We start from the raw sequence: 16,950 nt of genomic DNA on the forward strand, positions 1-16,950 counted from the left end.
CGACCGCAACCCGCGAGGCATCGATGAAGAAAACCCCTACCCTTCTGGCCGGGCTGCTGCTGGCCCTGGGCCTGGCCAGCGCCGACTCCGCCGCTGCGGCCGAACAACCGGCTCCCATCCATTTCGGCGCCATCACCTGGGAGAGCGGCGCGCTGACTACCGAAATCCTGCGGCTGATCGTCGAACATGGCTATGACCTGCCCACCGACACCCTGCCCGGCAGCACCGTGAGCATGGAGGTGGCGCTGGCGCGCAACGACCTGCAGGTGATCGCCGAAGAATGGGCCGGGCGCAGCCCCGCCTGGGTCAAGGCCGAGCAGGCCGGTGCAGTGTTCGCCTTGGGCGATACGGTGAAAAATGCCGAAGAAGGCTGGTGGGTGCCGGCCTACGTGATCAAGGGCGACCCTGCGCGCAAGCTGGCGCCATTGGCCCCGGACCTGCGCAGCGTCGACGACCTCAAGCGCCATGCCAAGCTGTTCGATGACCCCGAAGCGCCTGGCAAGGGGCGCTTTCTCAACAGCCCCAGCGGCTGGACCTCGGAAATCGTCAACACGCAAAAACTCAAGGCCTATGGCCTGGACGCGCTGTACAACAACTTCCGTACCGGCTCCGGCGCAGCCCTGGACGCCGAGATCGCTGCGCAGATCAAACGCGGCAAGCCGGTGCTGTTCTACTACTGGAGCCCTACCCCGCTGATGGGCCGCTACGACCTGGTGCGGCTTGAGGAACCTGCGTTCGACAACGCGGCCTGGGCGACCCTGACTGACCCTGCCAACCCCAACCCCAAAGGCAGCCGCTCGCTGCCGGCCAAGCTGTCGATCGGCGTGTCGAAGGCGTTTCGCGATGCCAACCCTGAGCTGGTGGCAGTATTCGAGCAGGTCGACCTGCCCATCGGCCTGTTGAACAAGACCTTGGCCCACATGGCCGAAACCCGTCAGGCACCCCGGCAGGCGGCGCAAGCCTTCCTGCGCGAGCACCCCGAGGTGTGGCAGGCCTGGCTACCGGCCGAGCGTGCCGCCAAGGTCAAGGCCGGCCTGTGAGCAACGCCGGCACTATTGGCGTATCGTGTCGGCCTGTGCCGCCCCTGCCTTCGGAGCCCCCGTGTCCCTCAAAGCCCTGCGTACCCTGGTGACCATCGCCCGCCACGGCACCTTCGCCCGCGCCGCCGACCTGCTCAGCCTCACCCCTTCTGCGGTGAGCCTGCACATCAAGACGCTGGAAGAAGAACTGCAGGTCAACCTGTTCGACCGCAGCCGCCGGCAAGTGGTGCTGACCGAAGCCGGCCAGCTGGCGGTGGCCCGTGCCGAAAGCATCCTGGCCGCCTATGACGAACTGGCCGATACCCTGACCAGCGGCCCGGCCCTGCGCGGTCGGCTGCGCATCGGCGCGATCCATACCGTGCTGGCCCGGCGCCTGCCGCGAGCGCTGGTATGGATCAAGGCGCACCACCCGCAGTTGCATGTGAGCGTGGTGTCGGGCATGTCGGCCGAGCTTGCCCGGCGTGTCGAGGATGGCGAACTGGACGCGGCCATCACCACCGAGCCGGTCAGCCCCTACCCGCAGAGCCTGCAGTACACGCCGTTGTTCGAGGACCGCTTCTGGGCCATCGCCAGCCCGGAACTGGCAGGCTTGAGCGTGCCGGAGCTACTGACCAGCCAGCCCTTCTTGCGTTTTGACAAGCGTGCCTGGGCCGGGCGGCAGATCGAACAGGAACTGCGCCGCCAGCGCCTGCAGGTCAGCGAGCAGATGGAGCTGGACAGCCAGGAAGCGCTGGCGCGCATGGCGGCCATGGGCCTGGGCGTGGCAGTCATCCCCATGAGCGACGAGGACCTTGAGCGCCTGCCGGCGGCTACCGTGCTGCCCTTTGGCGAACCGCAACTGACCCGGCGCATGGTGTTGCTGGAGCATGAAAAGAGCCAGCGCCGGCACCTGAGCGCAGTGCTGGGGACGGCGCTGGAGGCCTGATGGTTGGGCAATCTCTGTAGGAGCGGCCTTGTGTCGCGAAAGGGTTGCGCAGCGGCCCCAGGATCTCGGATTCATGCAAGATCGCCGGGGCCGCTATGCGGCGCTTTCGCGGCACAAGGCCGCTCCTGCAGGCATCGCGTCAAATTTGAAGGTTGAGCATGGCAGCGGGACCATGCAGTTTTCCTCAATATTCACTGCAGAAAACACCGTTTTTTCTGTAGGCCGCCCTTCGCTACCCTGTGCCGGTACCCGACCACGGACCGCCAACCATGCTCCACCTGCTGCTCACCACCCTTGTCCCGATCATCTTGCTCATCGCCCTGGGCACCTGGCTGCGGGTACGCGGGTTTCTTGCCGAAAGCTTCTGGGCCGGCGCCGAGCGCCTGAGCTACTACGTGCTGCTGCCCTCGTTGTTCCTGCACGGCCTGGCCACCGCCAACCTGGACGGCGTGCCGGTGCTGGGCATGGTCGGCGTGCTGATGCTCTCGACCCTGCTGGGCGCCCTGCTGCTGGTGCTTTACCAGGGGGCGGCCAGCTTTGACGGCGCCGACTTCACCTCGGTGTTCCAGGGCGGGGTGCGCTTCAACAACTACATCGGTGCCACCCTCGCCTCGGGCATTTATGGCAGCGCCGGTATTGCCCTGGCCGCGGTGGCCAATGCCTCCATCGTGCCTTTGGTGAACTTGCTGTGCGTGCTGGTATTCGCCCGTTTCAGCGCCCGCCACAGCTCACCGGCCACGGTACTGCGGGCGATCTTCGCCAACCCGCTGATCGTCGGTTGTGCCGGTGGCCTGCTGTTGCGGGCCACTGGCCTGGGCCTGCCGGCCGGGCTGGAGCCGACGGTCAAGGCCCTCGGCCAGGCGGCATTGCCCCTGGGGCTGCTGTGCGTGGGTGCGGCATTGGGTAGCGCACGCCTGGGGCAGCAGGTAAAGCCACTGGTGGCCGCCTCGCTGTTCAAGTTTCTGGTCATGCCGCTGACCACCTGGGGGCTGTGCCGGTTGCTGGGGCTGGGGGGCCAGGCTGCGGTGGTGGCGGTACTGTTCCAGGCCCTGCCGACTGCGTCGTCGTCCTATGTAATGGCTCGGCAGATGGGCGGCAACGCACCCTTGATGGCCACCATCATCGCCCTGCAAACCGTGGCCGCCGCCGTGACGCTACCGCTGGTGCTGAGCCTGACCCTGGGTTGAAGCGGTACGACTAGACTCACAGGCAGCCCACCTTGCGGATAACTGACCATGCGCCTTTCGATGATGCTGTCCGTCCTTGCCCTGAGCCTGCTCGCAGCCCCCCTCTTCGCGGCCGATAGTCCAAAGGCCGCAGTCGCCGAAGACAAGGCGCAGGTGCTGGAGGAAAAGGTCTTGCAAGATGCCCCGCCGCCCAAAAAAGCCGAAACCATCACCCCCACCGAGGTACAGGCCGTGGACCCGGCCGGCCAGGCGCCGATGGACGACAGCATCACGTGCCTGGCACGCACCATTTACTGGGAGGCCAAAGGTGCCGATGAAAAGGACATGAGTGCCGTGGCCAGCGTGGTACTCAACCGCCTGGGCCATGACGGTTTTCCCGACAGCATCTGCGCAGTGGTCAAGCAGGGAGTGGAAAGCAAGAGCTGCCAGTTCTCCTGGTGGTGTGACGGGCGCCCTGACCAGGTCGAGGAGCCGGAACGTTACGGGGTGGCCAAGGAAATCGCGCGCAAGGCACTCAACCAGCAGCTCAAGGACCCTACCGGAGGAGCCTTGTACTTTCATGATCGCAATGTGAAGCCGGATTGGGCCAAGGCTTACCGCAGAACGGCGCAGACCCGGCACTTTCTGTTCTACAAGCCCAATCAGGCATTGGCGCGCTGATTGGGCTTGGGGTTGAGAGTCATGTCTTTTAATGCCTGCGCCGGCCTCATGGCCCGCAAGCCGGCTCTCATAGAACTGCACATAACTCATTGATTTAGCAGGGCCCTGTGGGAGCGGGCTTGCCCGCGATAGGGCCTCAGGCTCAAACGGCGCTCAGGTGCTCATACAAAATGGTCGCACCCACCAGCATCAGCACCACACCACCCACGATCTCGGCACGCTTGCCGACAACCGAGCCCAGCGCGCGGCCGAGCATGGTGCCGATGGTGACCATGGTCATGGTGGCCAACCCGATGGCGGCAGCCGCCACCCAGATGTTCACATCGACAAAGGCCAGGCCAACCCCCACGGCAAGGGCGTCGATACTGGTGGCAAAGGCCGTCACGGCGAGGATCCAGAACGAATGCTGGCTTTGTTTTTCTTCTTCCTCGTCATCGGCCTTGAGGCCGGCATGGACCATGTGCGCGCCCAACGCCACCAGCAAGGTGAAGGCAATCCAGTGGTCCCACTGTTCGACATACTGGCTGGCCGCCTGGCCCAGCAACCAGCCGACCACTGGGGTGATGGCTTCGATAACGCCGAAGATCAGGCCGGTGCGCAGGGCTTCGAGCAGGCGTGGCTTGTGCAGGCTCGAGCCTTTGCCGATGGCGGCCGCGAAGGCATCGGTGGACATGGCGAAAGCGAGGAAGACAAGAGAGATGGGATTCAACGGTTCGGACTCCAGCCGGGCAACGAGTCAACGACAGCCACCTGCACGCCCGGCACGGGTACAGGAAGGTCGTTGGTCTCGCCAATCCGGGTGGACGCGCTGGCCATGGCAGGTTGCCAAATGTGTTGACCAGGGCACCTTCACAGGGTGTGAAGGCAGGCTACTCCCCAAAGAGTGGCGCGATGATACCAGTGCCCTGTGAAAAAAGTGTGAGTTTCAAAGCTTGGCCGCCTGCCGTGGAAGCGGAGCTTGCCCCGCGATGGGGGTATCACAAATCGCTCCGATAGCGAAAACCCATTGAATGCTCTCGCCCAGGTGCAGTAAGCTCGGGCTCATTCACTGGAGAGCAACATGCCGAAACACACCCGCAACCCCGCCATCAACACCGGTCGCCCTGCGCACCGCGTGCTGGCCGTTGCCGGTCGTAACGTCGTTGCACCCTTTTATTTTGGTTATTGGTTTAGCTGACAGGCGCCGATAACCCACCCGGCGCCCACTTTCGAGGGGCCGCCGAACACGAGAATACTCAAACCCCCGGTCGGCTCCCCGACCGGGGGTTTTGTTTTTCCGGCCCATCAATTTCAACGCTTCATCTTGAGGACAGATTCATGAACTACGCCACTTACGCCTACCCAAGCACCTATGCCTGGCGATTTAGCCAATCCCGTTCGGGCCAGCCTGCCGCCTCCGTTCGGTCGATTTTCGGTGGCAATGCCGCACAACAACTTAATTTGACGACCTGTCGAACACCTCGATAGGGCCGACCACGCGGGCCACAACCCGCCGTCCGCCCAGGGAAAACACGCCATGCAAGCCTCGAACCTCGCCCTGACCCAACCGCAAGCTGCCAACACCACCGTCAGCAAGCGCCTGCCCAGCCCGCACCTGCTCAAGCAGCAGATGCCGCTGCCCACCGAACTCGCCCAGCAAGTCCACGCCCAGCGCCAGGCCATCCGCGCCATCCTCGAAGGCCGCGACGAACGCCTGCTGGTGGTGGTCGGCCCATGCTCGATCCATGACCCACGCTCGGCCCTGGAATACGCCGACCGCCTGGCCGCCCTCAGCCGTGATGTCAGCGACAAGCTGCTGCTGGTGATGCGCGCCTACGTGGAAAAACCCCGCACCACGGTCGGCTGGAAAGGCCTGGCCTACGACCCGCACCTGGATGGCAGCGACGACATGCATTCGGGCATCGCCCTGTCCCGCGGGCTGATGCTGAGCATGATCGAGCGCGGCCTGCCGGTTGCCACCGAACTGCTGCAGCCCGTGGCTGCCGGCTACTTCGACGACCTGCTGGGCTGGGCCGCCATCGGCGCACGCACCACCGAGTCGCAGATCCACCGCGAAATGGTCAGCGGCCTGGAGCTGCCGGTGGGCTTCAAGAACGGCACCGACGGCGGCATCGGCATCGCCTGCGATGCCATGCGCAGCGCCGCCCACCCGCACCGCCACTTCGGCATGGACGCCCAGGGCTACCCGGCGATCATCGAAAGCCTGGGTAACCCGGACACCCACCTGGTACTGCGCGGTGGCCACAAGGGCCCCAACTACGACGCCCACAGCGTGGCCCAGGCGCGCCTGGGGCTGGCCAAGGCGGGGTTGGCGGCGCGGATCATGGTCGACTGCAGCCACGCCAACAGCGGCAAGGACCCGGCGCGCCAGCCTGCGGTGTTCGAGGATGTGCTGCAGCAGCGCCTGGCCGGTGACCGCTCGCTGGTGGGGGTGATGATCGAGGGGCACTTGTTCGAAGGCTGCCAGGCACTGGGCAAGGGCGCGCTGAAGTACGGCGTGTCGATCACCGATGGCTGCCTGGGCTGGGAGTCGACCGAGGCCATGCTGCGCGAGGCCGCCGCTCGCTTGTAGGAACAATGCGCAAGCCTTGCGAGACATGCCCCGGATAAGTGCGCTAGGCTTGCGTTTTTTTACCCCCAAGGAGTAGTCCCCATGGCCCGAGCCACCGCCCGCCACATCCTCGTCAGCAGCGAAGAGAAGTGCAACGAACTCAAAGCCCAGATTGAAGCCGGTGCCGACTTCGCCGAAGTGGCCAAGGCCAACTCCACCTGCCCGTCCAGCCGCCAGGGCGGTGACCTGGGCTCGTTCGGCCCGGGTCAGATGGTCAAAGAGTTCGACACCGTGGTGTTCAGCGCCCCGGTCAACACCGTGCAAGGCCCGGTGAAAACCCAGTTCGGCTACCACCTGCTGGAAGTGACCAGCCGTCAGGACTAAGTCATCGCAGCCGATGAAAATCCCTGTGGGAGCGGGCTTGCCCGCGAATGCGCCCGTACCGACGACACTGTCGCCTGAACGGACGCTTTCGCGGGCAAGCCCGCTCCCACAGTTCCTGTACGGCATCGCATTGCTGTGCATGGCGCCCAACGCCCATGCCGCCCCCAGCCACGCCCTCACCGTCTACGGCGAAGCCCCGCGCTACGGCGAACGCTTCCAGCACTTCGACTACGTCAACCCAGACGCCCCCAAGGGCGGCAGCCTGCGCCGCTCGGCCAACGACATTGGCCAGTTCGACCATATCCTGCCCTACATCGACAAAGGCACCGGCGTCAGCGAAGTCGACGGCCTGCTGTATGCCCCGCTGGCGGTGCGCTCGTTCGACGAGCCCTACACGGTTTATGGCTTGATCGCCCGCAGCCTGGAGCGCGGCCCCGACGACGCCTGGCTGCGTTTGGACATCGACCCGCGCGCCACCTTCGCCGACGGCAAGCCGGTGCGTGCAGAAGACGTGCGCTTTACCTTCGAGCTGCTGATGAGCAAAGGCAGCCTCAAGTACCGCACCCTGTTCGCCGATGTCAGCGGCGTCACCGTCGAAGGCCCGCGCCGGGTGCGCTTCGATTTTCGCAAACCCCACGGGCGCACCCTGCCCCTGGACCTGGCCACCCTGCCGGTGCTGCCCGAGCACGACTGGCAGCAACGCGACTTCGCCAACGGCGCCGGCTTCGACAAGCCGGTGGGCAGCGGCCCGTACCGCATCAGCCGCATCGACAACGGGCGCAGCATCACCTTCGAACGCGACCCGCAGTGGTGGGCCCGCGACCTGCCAGCAAGCCGCGGGCGCTACAACTTCCAGCGCGTGCGCATCGAGTACTTCGGCGACACCGAGGTGGCGCGCCAGGTGCTCAAGGGCGGCGGCTACGACTACAACCGCGAGTATTCGGCCACCGCCTACACCCTGGGCTACAACGGCGCGCAACTGGACGACGGGCGCCTGCAGCGCGCCCACCTGGGCCCGGCCAAGCCGCAGGTGGCCCAGGGTTTCGTGTTCAACCTCGACAAACCGCAGTTCAAGGACCGCCGGGTGCGCCAGGCGCTGGGCCTGCTGTGGGACTTCGAGTGGAGCAACCGGCAGATGATGCGCAATATGTACATCCGCCAGCAGAGCCTGTTTTCCAACACCCCGCTGGCCGCCCGTGCGCTGCCCGACGCCGAGGAGCTCAAACTGCTCGAGCCGCTGCGCGGCCAGGTACCTGACGAGGTCTTCGACCAGGTGTTCAGCGCACCAGTCACCGATGGCTCCGGGATCATCCGCAAACAGCAGTTGCAGGCCCTGCAATTGCTGCAGGCCGCAGGCTGGCACCCCGAGGGCGACCGCCTGGTGAACGCCGACGGCGAGCCGCTGAGCTTCACCTTCCTCAACGGCCAGGCCGGCATGGAGCGCCTGCTGCTGCCGTGGAAGCGCAACCTGGCGCAGATCGGCGTGGAGCTGAACATCCGCAACGTCGACCCGGCCCAGTACATCAACCGGGTGATGGCCCGCGACTACGACATGATCGTCACCGGCTACAGCGTCACCCTGTCGCCGGGCAGCGAGCAGTACAACTATTTTGGTTCGGCCGCCGCCCACGACCCCGGCTCGAACAACCTGATGGTGCTGCAGGACCCGGCGGTGGACCGGCTGCTCGACGGCCTGGTACGCGCCGCCACCCAGGCCGACATGCTGCGCCACGCCCATGCCCTGGACCGGGTGCTGCAATGGAACTACTACTGGATCCCCAACTACTACCCGCCGGGCAGCTCCACGGTGTGGTGGAACCGCTTCGGCCTGCCCAAGGTGCAGGCCGCCTATGACGAAGGCCTGGACACCTGGTGGGAGCTCAGCCCGACGCCGCTGAGCAACCGGCAGATGGACGCACTGAAGGGCCGCGCGCCATGACCACGTACATCCTGCGGCGCCTGCTGCTGATCATCCCCACCCTGCTGGCGATCCTGCTGGTCAACTTCGCCATCGTCCAGGCCGCCCCCGGCGGGCCGGTTGAGCAGGCGGTGGCGCGCCTGCAAGGTATCGGTGGCAGCGCCCCGGGCGCACGGGCCGAAGTGGTGCACGGCGAGTCTCGCGCCACCCGCGGGCTCGATCCCAAGCTGATCGACGAAATCAAGCGCCAGTACGGCTTCGACAAGTCCGCCCCCGAGCGCCTGTGGCTGATGCTCGGGCAGTACGCACGGCTGGACTTCGGCAACAGTTTCTTCCGTGGCGCCAAGGTCACCGACCTGATCCTCGACAAGCTGCCGGTCACCCTGTCGCTGGGCTTCTGGGCCACGCTGATCACCTACCTGGTGTCGATCCCGCTGGGCATCCGCAAGGCGGTACGCCACGGCAGCCGCTTCGATGCCTGGAGCAGCGCGCTGATCGTGGTCGGCTATGCCCTGCCCTCTTTCCTGTTCGCCCTGCTGCTGATCGTGCTGTTTGCCGGCGGCACCTCGCTGAACTGGTTCCCGGTGCGCGGGCTGGTGTCGGACGACTTCGACCAGCTCAGCCTGCTGGGTAAAATCGCGGACTACTTCTGGCACCTGGTGCTGCCGGTCGGCGCCCTGGTGATCGGCGGCTTCGCCACCTTGACGCTGTTGACCAAGAACGCCTTCCTCGACGAGATCACCCGCCAGTACGTGGTCACCGCCCGGGCCAAGGGCCTGAGCGAGCGCCGGGTGTTGTACGGGCATGTGCTGCGCAACGCCATGCTGCTGGTGGTGGCCGGTTTGCCCCAGGCGCTGATCACGGTGTTCTTCGCCGGCTCCCTGCTGATCGAGGTGATCTTCTCCCTCGACGGCCTGGGGCGCATGAGCTATGAGGCGGCGGTATCACGGGATTACCCGGTGGTATTCGGCACGCTGTTCATCTTCACCCTGGCCGGGCTGTTGATCCGCCTGGTCGGCGACTTGTGCTACACCGCGCTGGACCCGCGCATCGACTTCGACACGAGGGCGCACTGATGCTCTCGCCCATTGCCCGCCGGCGCCTGCAGCGCTTTCGCGACAACCGCCGCGGCTGGGTTTCGCTGTGGCTGTTCGCCGCCTTGCTGCTGCTGAGCCTGGGTGCGGAGCTGGTGGCCAACGACAAGCCGCTGCTGCTGTCGCACCAGGGCCAGCTGTACACCCCGGCACTCAAGCGCTACACCGAGCAGCAGTTCGGCGGGCAGCTGCCGTTTCAGCCCGACTACCGCAGCCAGTACGTGCGCCAGCTGATCGAGGGCCAGGGCGGCTGGATGCTGTTCGCGCCCATCCCGTTCAGCGCCGACACGCCCAACTACGATTTGCAGGTACCCACCCCCAGCCCGCCAAGCACGAGCAACTGGCTGGGCACTGACGATCAGGGCCGCGACGTGCTGGCGCGGGTGCTGTACGGCACCCGCACCTCGTTGCTGTTCGCCTTTGCCCTGACGGCGCTCAGTGTGCTCATCGGCCTGGCCGCCGGCGCCCTGCAGGGTTACCACGGCGGCTGGGTCGACCTGCTCGGCCAGCGCCTGCTGGAGGTGTGGTCGGGGCTGCCGGTGCTGTACCTTTTGATCATCCTGTCCGGCTTCGTCGAGCCGAGCTTCTGGTGGCTGCTGGGGATCATGGCGCTGTTCTCGTGGCTGACCCTGGTGGATGTGGTGCGCGCCGAGTTCTTGCGCGGGCGCAACCTGGAATACGTCAAGGCCGCCCGGGCGCTGGGGCTTACCGATGCGCAGGTGATGCTGCGGCACATTCTGCCCAACGCCATGAATGCCACGCTGACCTTCGTACCCTTCATGCTCACCGGCGCCATCACCACCCTGACGGCCCTGGACTTTCTCGGTTTCGGCATGCCGGCGGGCAGCGCCTCGCTGGGCGAACTGGTGACCCAGGGCAAGCAGCACCTGGAGGCGCCATGGCTGGGCTTTACTGCATTCTTTGCCCTGGCGCTGATCCTGTCGCTGCTGGTGTTCATCGGCGAGGCGCTGCGCGAGGCGTTCGACCCACGGCGCTGACGCCAGGGTTGGCCATTTTGTGGGAGCAACTGTCTTGTGCTGCCTGTACCGGCCTCATCGCCGGCAAGCCGGCTCCTACAGGTACAGCGTAGGCCTGAGGCTAATGCAATCCCTGTGGGAAGCGGCCTTGTGTCGCGATGGGCTGCGTAGCAGCCCCGACAATTTTGCATGAGGTCGAGATCCTGGGGCTGCCATGCAGCCCATCGCGACTCAAGGCCGCTTCCCACAGGAATCGCGCCGTTTTTTGCAAACTGCACCCCGACAAAACCAAGGAGAACCGCATGACGCTCACAGGCAAGACTGCACTGGTCACAGGCTCCACCAGCGGTATCGGCTTAGGCATTGCCCAGGTACTGGCCAAGGCCGGGGCGAACATCCTGCTCAACGGTTTCGGCGACCCCGCGCCTGCAATTGCCGCGATCAAACAGCATGGCGTGCAGGTAGCCCACCACCTGGCCGACCTGTCCGACGTGGCCCAGATCGAACAGATGTTCGCCGCCGCCGAACGCGCCTTCGGCCGCGTCGACATCCTCGTCAACAACGCCGGCATCCAGCATGTGGCACCGGTGGAGCAGTTCCCGACAGAGGCCTGGAACAAGATCATCGCCCTCAACCTGTCGGCGGTGTTCCACGCCAGCCGCCTGGTGTTGCCAGGCATGCGCGAACGCGGCTGGGGGCGCATCGTCAATATCGCCTCGGTGCATGGGCTGGTCGGCTCCACCGGCAAGGCCGCCTACGTGGCTGCCAAGCACGGCGTGGTGGGCCTGACCAAGGTGATCGGCCTGGAAACCGCCACCAGCAACGTCACCTGCAACGCCATCTGCCCCGGCTGGGTACTGACCCCGCTGGTGCAAAAACAGATCGACGACCGCGCAGCCTTGGGTGGCGATGCCCGCCAGGCGCAACACGACCTGCTGGCTGAAAAGCAGCCTTCGTTGGCCTTCGTCACCCCCGAACACCTGGGTGAGCTGGTATTGTTCCTGTGCAGCGAGGCTGGCAGCCAGGTCCGCGGCGCCGCCTGGAACGTCGATGGCGGCTGGCTCGCCCAGTGACGGGGAGCCGGGCCTGGCGCCGCCTCGCATTCGATCATCCGCAAGGAGGCCCTATGCGCCAAGCCCGTATCACCGCGATGCTCTCCCTCACCCTGGCCGCCGCCACACCGGCACTGGCGGCCAGCCTGAAAGACGTCGCCCCCTACCCCGACGCCGAAAAAGGCTTCAGCCGCCAGGTCATCCACCTGCCGGCCCAGGCTGACGAGTCGGCGTTCAAGCTTCAGATCCTCGCCGGCAAGACCCTGCAGGTGGACTGCAACCGCCAGCGCCTGGCCGGCAACCTCGAAGAACACACCCTGCAAGGCTGGGGCTACAGCTACTACCGCCTGGAAAAAGTCGGCGGCCCCGCCAGCACCCTGATGGCCTGCCCGGACGGCAAGAAGACCGACGCCTTCGTGCCGGTAGTGGGCGAGGGCTTCATGCTGCGCTACAACAGCAAGCTGCCGGTGGTGCTGTACGTGCCGCAGGACGTGCAGGTGCGCTACCGGGTGTGGTCGGCCTCGAACGACGTGCAAACGGCAAAAGTGGAGTAATCACAGGCCGCTGTGCTGCCTGCCGGGGATTACCCAGCCCTGCGGGCTGCGCAATCGCCCAGGGAACCAGCGTGGGAGCGGGCTTGCCGGCGATGAGGCCGGTTCAGGCAGCACAAGACAGTTGCTCCCACGGCAATCTCAGCCATGCACCCAGCGCCGGTGCAAGCCACGGGCCAGCGCATCGAGCATGAAGCCCAGCACGCCAATCAGCAGCACCATGGCCATCAGTTCGGAGTACGCCAGCCGGTCACGGGTATCGAGAATGAAATACCCCAGCCCCGCACTCACACCCAGCATCTCGCACGGCACCAGCACGATCCACAAAATGCCGATGGCCAGGCGCACGCCGGTCAGCACATGGCCGATCACCCCAGGCACTATCACCTTGCACAGCGTCTCCCAGCGGGTGGCGCTGAGGCTGCGGCTCAGTTGCAGCCAGCGCGGGTCGAGCTGGCGCACGCCGGCGGCGGTGTTGAGCAAGATCGGCCACAGCGCGGCAAAGGCCAGCAAGAAGTAGATCGGCTGGTCGCCGACCCCCATCAGCATCACCACCACCGGCATCCACGACAGCGGCGAGATCATCCGCAAAAACTGGAACGCCGGGGTGGTTGCCGCCTCCAGGTGCCGGTAGCTGCCCACCAGCAGGCCCAGCGGCACGCCGATCAGCAACGCCAGCAGCAGGCCGATGAGGATGCGCTTGAGGCTCACCCAGATATGCCCGTACACCTCGCCCTGGCCCAGCAGCTCCAGCAGGCTGTGTAACGTGGCCTGGGGCGAGAAGCGCGCCGACAAGCCATCGGCGGCACCGAACAGCTGCACCCCGGCCCACCACAGCAACAACAGCGCCGCCAGGCCCGCCAGGCCCAGGGCGCCATGCACGATGTGCCCACGCATCAGACCGCGAACTCCTCGCTGCGCTGGAAGTTTTCGGCAATGCCGAAGGTCGCCGGGCCGCCCACTGCGGCGATGGCGTTACGCACGAAGCGGTCATCCACCAGGTCGCGCGCCGCGTGCGCCGGGTCGAGGCTGGCAAGGAAGCCGCTTTCGCCCTCGATCAAGGTGTTCTTCAGGCGCTTGACCAGCTCCTCGGTGTAGCTGGGGAACGGGTAAGGCTGGAAGTCGATGCGCTTTTCATCCCACTGCTGGTGCTGGATGGCGCCGCTGGCGATATAGCCGGCGCGGTCTTCGGCGGCGGGCGCCAGCACCTTGGTGAGCACCGCCGGCTCATGCGGGGTGTACTTGTTGGGGCCGGCCTTGGACAGCAAGGCGGCCGCCTCGGCACGGTGCTCGCGGGTCCATTGCTGGGCCTTGACGATGGCGTTGACCACCTTTTGCGACCACTCAGGGCGGTTGTTCAGGTCGTGTTCGTGCATGAACACCACGCAGCAGGCATGGTTGCGCCAAACATCGCCGGTGAAGCGCTGTATGCGGCCAACCTTGAGGTTCTCGGCCAGGGCGTTGAACGGCTCGGCGACAATGTAGCCGGCGATGCGCTTGCTGGCCAGGGCCGGCGGCATGTCCGACGGCGGCAGCACCAGCAGGTTGACCTCGTTGGCCGCCAGTTGCGCGTTGGCAGGCTTGGACACAGCCTTCAGGCCGTTGTCGTTGAGCATCTGCTGCAGCACCACGTTATGGATCGAATACCAGAACGGAATGGCCACGGTCTTGCCGCCAAGCTGCTGCATGTCGGTGATGTCCGGGGCCACGGTCAGGCCCGAACCACCAACGTGGTTCCACGCCACTACCTTGGCCGGCACCTTGCTGCCATAGCGCGCCCACACGGTCATCGGCGACAGCAGGTGAATCACGTTGACCTGCCCGGAAATGAACGCCTCGATCACCTGGGCCCAGCTGCGCAGCAGCACCGGGCGCTCGGCCTTGATGCCCTCGGCCTCGAACAGGCCGTTGTTGTGGGCCACCAGCAGCGGCGTGGCGTCGGTGATCGGCAGGTAGCCGATGCGCACCGGCGCATCCGGCTCGGCGGCGGCGCGCGCCTGCAGGCTCGACAGCAGCGGCACGGCGCCGGCGGCGGTGAGCATGGCGCTCAGTTTCAGAAAGTCGCGACGGGACGTCGAAGAACAGCAGTCATCCATGCACATGGACAGCCTCCGAGGGCAAGGGGGTTGGGGTGGGTTCGGTGCGGCTTGCCCGCCGTAGGGTCTTGAGGATTTCGATACGCAGCGCGCCCAGTTCCTCGACCCGCTGCGCACGCGGCTGCGGCAGGTCGATGTGCCACTGGCCAAGGGTGCGCGCCGGGTGGTTGCCCAGTAGCAGCACGCGATCGGACAGCAGCAGGGCTTCGTCGATGTCGTGGGTGATCAGCACCGCAGCGGTGTTGTGGGTGGCGATCAATTGCAGCAGCAGTTGCTGCATGTCGGCGCGGGTCACCTCGTCCAGCGCACCGAACGGCTCGTCCAGCAGCAGCACTTCGGGCTGACGCGCCAGGCAGCGGGCCAGCGCGGTGCGCTGGGCCATGCCACCAGACAACTGCGCCGGGTACTGGTTGCGGGCGTGGGCCAAACCCACGGCAGCGATGGCGTGGTCGATACGCGCGCGCCGCTGGCTGGCGGCAAGCTTGGGCTGGCGGGCGAAGTCCAGGCCGAAGGCGACGTTCTTTTCAAGGCTGAGCCAGGGCAAAAGGCTCGGGTCCTGGAACGCCACCGCAAGGCGCGGGTGCGGGCCCTGCAGCGGCTCGCCGTGCAGCACCACCGAACCGCTACGGGGCTGCTGCAGGCCGGCCAGCACCCGCAGCAGGCTCGACTTGCCCACGCCGCTGGGGCCCAGGATGGTCACCACCTCGCCCGGCGCCAGGGCCAGGTCGAACTGTTCCAGCACAGCCTGCCAGCCGCCCTCGCGGGGGTAGCCCAGGCTGATGTCGCAGGCTTCGAGCAGCACTTCGGTCATGCCGCAGACGCCTGACGTTGCAGTTCGGCGCGCAATTGCACCAGGCTCGGGGTGACGATGGGCACGAAGGCCGATTCGCGCCAGCGGCGGGCAAAACCTTCGCCGTAGGCTGTGAGGTAGGCCTTGCCGCCACTGGCCTGCAGCTCCAGTTGCACGGCGTCGGCGGCGCTTTCAGCCAGGGTGATGCGCAGCTTGAACAGCGCCGCCGGCTGCTCGAGGAACCGGCCGTCACGCAGGCCCTGCTTGAGCTCGGCGATGGTGTTTTCCAGGCGCTCGGCCAGTACCTGGCGGGCCTCTTCAAGGAACGAGGCGCGGCCGTTCAAGTGCTCCTGCACTTCGTCCAGGGCGCGGCGGGCAAGGCCGATGGCCAAGCCGCACTGCAGGGCGAGGAACGCCGGGCGCACCTTGGGCAGGAACTCGCGGGCATTCTCGTGCAGCAGCCAGTCGCGGCCCAGCTCCACCTGGTGGAAGGCCAGCGCAGCGGTGTTGCTCGATTGCAGGCCCATCAGTTGCAGGTCGTCGGAGCGCTCAAGCCCTTGAGCGTCGGACGGGATGGCGAGCACGAACGGCGCGCCACCAGCATCGTCCTCAATGGCCGCAGCCACCACGAAGCCGCTTTTGCGCAGGTTGGTCACCCAGTGCAGGCGGCCTTCGAGGGTCCAGCCGGCATCGCCCGGGCGGCCACGCACTTGCAGGGCCTCGATGCCAGACAGGAACTTCATGGCGTTGGACAACCCCGTTGCGCCGGCCAGCTCGCCCTTGAGCAGGCTCGGGATCAGCCGCTCGCGCAGCGCCTGATTAGGGCTTTGCAGCAGGTATTCGATAAAGGCGCGCTGGCCCCAGCAAACGAACGCGGCAGCCAGTGAACGGCTGGCAATGGCGGCGATGGCCTCGACCGCGTCGCTGACCTCGCCCCCCGAGCCGCCCAGTTCGGCAGTTACGCCGACGCGCAGCAACTGCGATTCGGCGATATGTGCCAGCACCCGGTGCGGGTCGCACTGGCCCTGGTCGATGGCCTCGGCGTTGGCATCCAGCCATTGACAAAATGCGGTATCAAGCATGTCCCTACTCCTTTGAAACGCCGGACCCGCCGGCATCGGACGGTTTACGCCGAAGGCTGCCAACGGTACTTGCCGAGCTCGTCATTGAGCGGCGTCTGGGCGAACACATTAGCAAAGTTGCACAGGGTTGCGAGACTCACGCCAAGAATCACTTCCAGGGCGTTGCCTTCGCTGAAACCGGCCTCGCGAAACGCCTGGTAAGTGGCATCGCTGACGTTGCCGCGGGTGGCGATCACTTCGCGGGCGAAGGCGGCCAGGGTTTCGTAGCGGGCGTCGGGCAGCTCGCCACGGGCACGCAGGGCGTCGACCACCTCTTGCGGCAACTTGGCCTTGTTCAGCGCCACGGCGGTGTGGCCGGCCACGCAGAAGTCGCAGCCGTGCTGGGTGGCGGCGATCAACTGCACCACTTCGCGCTCGGCCAGGGTCAGTTCCGACTTGCCGTTCAAGGCCGAGACGGTGACGTAGGTTTCCAGTGCTGCCGGGGCGTTGGCCAGGATGCCGAGCAGGTTGGGGATGAAGCCCGAATTCTTCTGGGCGTTCTCAAGGAACGGACGTGCGGCTTCCGGAGCGGTCTGCAGGCTGTGTAGAGTAATGCGCGCGGACATGGAGCGGTCTCCTTTGATGTAGGTTGCTACAGTCTGTT

General features: G+C 66.1%; 17 protein-coding genes and 1 riboswitch. Of the genes, 11 read left to right on the top strand and 6 right to left on the bottom strand.

Annotation, left to right across the window (positions count from 1 at the left end; genetic code table 11):
- The first annotated feature begins 23 nt into the window (after window positions 1-23).
- The 4 genes from KSS93_RS18130 to KSS93_RS18145 all read left to right on the top strand — a co-directional run bounded on the left by KSS93_RS18130 (window position 24) and on the right by KSS93_RS18145 (window position 3,812).
- Entirely contained in the window at window positions 24-1,040 is a 1,017-nt protein-coding gene (locus tag KSS93_RS18130; RefSeq protein WP_217885343.1) for an ABC transporter substrate-binding protein, read from the top strand.
- A gap of 61 nt (window positions 1,041-1,101) precedes the next feature.
- Window positions 1,102-1,965 (top strand): LysR family transcriptional regulator, encoded by an 864-nt coding sequence (locus KSS93_RS18135; protein ID WP_217885344.1) that lies wholly within the window; start codon window positions 1,102-1,104, stop codon window positions 1,963-1,965.
- Between the two features lie 269 nt (window positions 1,966-2,234).
- Window positions 2,235-3,152, top strand: coding sequence for an AEC family transporter (locus KSS93_RS18140; RefSeq protein ID WP_217885345.1), 918 nt, complete (start codon window positions 2,235-2,237; stop codon window positions 3,150-3,152).
- Between the two features lie 48 nt (window positions 3,153-3,200).
- Window positions 3,201-3,812, top strand: a complete 612-nt coding sequence (locus KSS93_RS18145; protein WP_217885346.1) for a cell wall hydrolase — start codon at window positions 3,201-3,203, stop codon at window positions 3,810-3,812.
- Window positions 3,813-3,954: 142 nt separating this feature from the next.
- Here the strand turns inward: KSS93_RS18145 and mntP are convergent, their stop codons facing one another.
- Window positions 3,955-4,521, bottom strand: coding sequence for a manganese efflux pump MntP (mntP, locus tag KSS93_RS18150; RefSeq protein WP_217885347.1), 567 nt, complete (start codon window positions 4,519-4,521; stop codon window positions 3,955-3,957).
- An 8-nt stretch (window positions 4,522-4,529) separates the two neighbouring features.
- Window positions 4,530-4,702: riboswitch (yybP-ykoY riboswitch) on the bottom strand.
- A 626-nt stretch (window positions 4,703-5,328) separates the two neighbouring features.
- Between mntP and KSS93_RS18155 the strand changes: the two genes are divergently transcribed.
- The 7 genes from KSS93_RS18155 (at window position 5,329) to eco (ending at window position 12,342) form a co-directional block, all read left to right on the top strand.
- On the top strand, window positions 5,329-6,384 hold the full coding sequence (locus KSS93_RS18155) for a 3-deoxy-7-phosphoheptulonate synthase (protein WP_217885348.1): 1,056 nt from the start codon (window positions 5,329-5,331) through the stop codon (window positions 6,382-6,384).
- Window positions 6,385-6,465: 81 nt separating this feature from the next.
- The gene (locus tag KSS93_RS18160; protein WP_217885349.1) at window positions 6,466-6,747 is read left to right on the top strand and encodes a peptidylprolyl isomerase; all 282 of its coding nucleotides are present in this window, start codon (window positions 6,466-6,468) and stop codon (window positions 6,745-6,747) included.
- 13 nt (window positions 6,748-6,760) lie between these two features.
- The gene (locus KSS93_RS18165; protein WP_217885350.1) at window positions 6,761-8,686 is read left to right on the top strand and encodes an extracellular solute-binding protein; all 1,926 of its coding nucleotides are present in this window, start codon (window positions 6,761-6,763) and stop codon (window positions 8,684-8,686) included.
- Entirely contained in the window at window positions 8,683-9,741 is a 1,059-nt protein-coding gene (locus KSS93_RS18170) for a microcin C ABC transporter permease YejB (RefSeq protein WP_217885351.1), read from the top strand. Before KSS93_RS18165 ends, KSS93_RS18170 begins: the two co-directional genes overlap by 4 nt.
- Window positions 9,741-10,757, top strand: a complete 1,017-nt coding sequence (locus KSS93_RS18175) for an ABC transporter permease (RefSeq protein WP_217885352.1) — start codon at window positions 9,741-9,743, stop codon at window positions 10,755-10,757. Before KSS93_RS18170 ends, KSS93_RS18175 begins: the two co-directional genes overlap by 1 nt.
- 281 nt (window positions 10,758-11,038) lie before the next feature.
- The gene (gene hbdH, locus KSS93_RS18180) at window positions 11,039-11,809 is read left to right on the top strand and encodes a 3-hydroxybutyrate dehydrogenase (protein ID WP_217885353.1); all 771 of its coding nucleotides are present in this window, start codon (window positions 11,039-11,041) and stop codon (window positions 11,807-11,809) included.
- A gap of 53 nt (window positions 11,810-11,862) precedes the next feature.
- On the top strand, window positions 11,863-12,342 hold the full coding sequence (gene eco, locus KSS93_RS18185) for a serine protease inhibitor ecotin (protein ID WP_217885354.1): 480 nt from the start codon (window positions 11,863-11,865) through the stop codon (window positions 12,340-12,342).
- A 138-nt stretch (window positions 12,343-12,480) separates the two neighbouring features.
- On the opposite strand, the gene KSS93_RS18190 is transcribed toward eco, so the two are convergent.
- From KSS93_RS18190 to KSS93_RS18210, 5 genes are read right to left on the bottom strand one after another with little or no spacing between them, the layout of a single operon-like run.
- Window positions 12,481-13,236, bottom strand: coding sequence for an ABC transporter permease (locus KSS93_RS18190; RefSeq protein WP_217885355.1), 756 nt, complete (start codon window positions 13,234-13,236; stop codon window positions 12,481-12,483).
- Window positions 13,236-14,441 (bottom strand): ABC transporter substrate-binding protein, encoded by a 1,206-nt coding sequence (locus KSS93_RS18195; RefSeq protein WP_217885356.1) that lies wholly within the window; start codon window positions 14,439-14,441, stop codon window positions 13,236-13,238. The genes KSS93_RS18190 and KSS93_RS18195 overlap by 1 nt, the downstream gene beginning before the upstream one ends.
- On the bottom strand, window positions 14,428-15,246 hold the full coding sequence (locus KSS93_RS18200; protein ID WP_217885357.1) for an ABC transporter ATP-binding protein: 819 nt from the start codon (window positions 15,244-15,246) through the stop codon (window positions 14,428-14,430). The genes KSS93_RS18195 and KSS93_RS18200 overlap by 14 nt, the downstream gene beginning before the upstream one ends.
- The gene (locus KSS93_RS18205) at window positions 15,243-16,307 is read right to left on the bottom strand and encodes an acyl-CoA dehydrogenase family protein (protein ID WP_217885358.1); all 1,065 of its coding nucleotides are present in this window, start codon (window positions 16,305-16,307) and stop codon (window positions 15,243-15,245) included. The genes KSS93_RS18200 and KSS93_RS18205 overlap by 4 nt, the downstream gene beginning before the upstream one ends.
- Before the next feature lie 44 nt (window positions 16,308-16,351).
- Entirely contained in the window at window positions 16,352-16,912 is a 561-nt protein-coding gene (locus KSS93_RS18210; protein WP_046855060.1) for a carboxymuconolactone decarboxylase family protein, read from the bottom strand.
- Between the last annotated feature and the right edge of the window lie 38 nt (window positions 16,913-16,950).

It is taken from the genome of Pseudomonas xanthosomatis, from assembly GCF_019139835.1.
Lineage (GTDB): Bacteria > Pseudomonadota > Gammaproteobacteria > Pseudomonadales > Pseudomonadaceae > Aquipseudomonas > Aquipseudomonas fakonensis.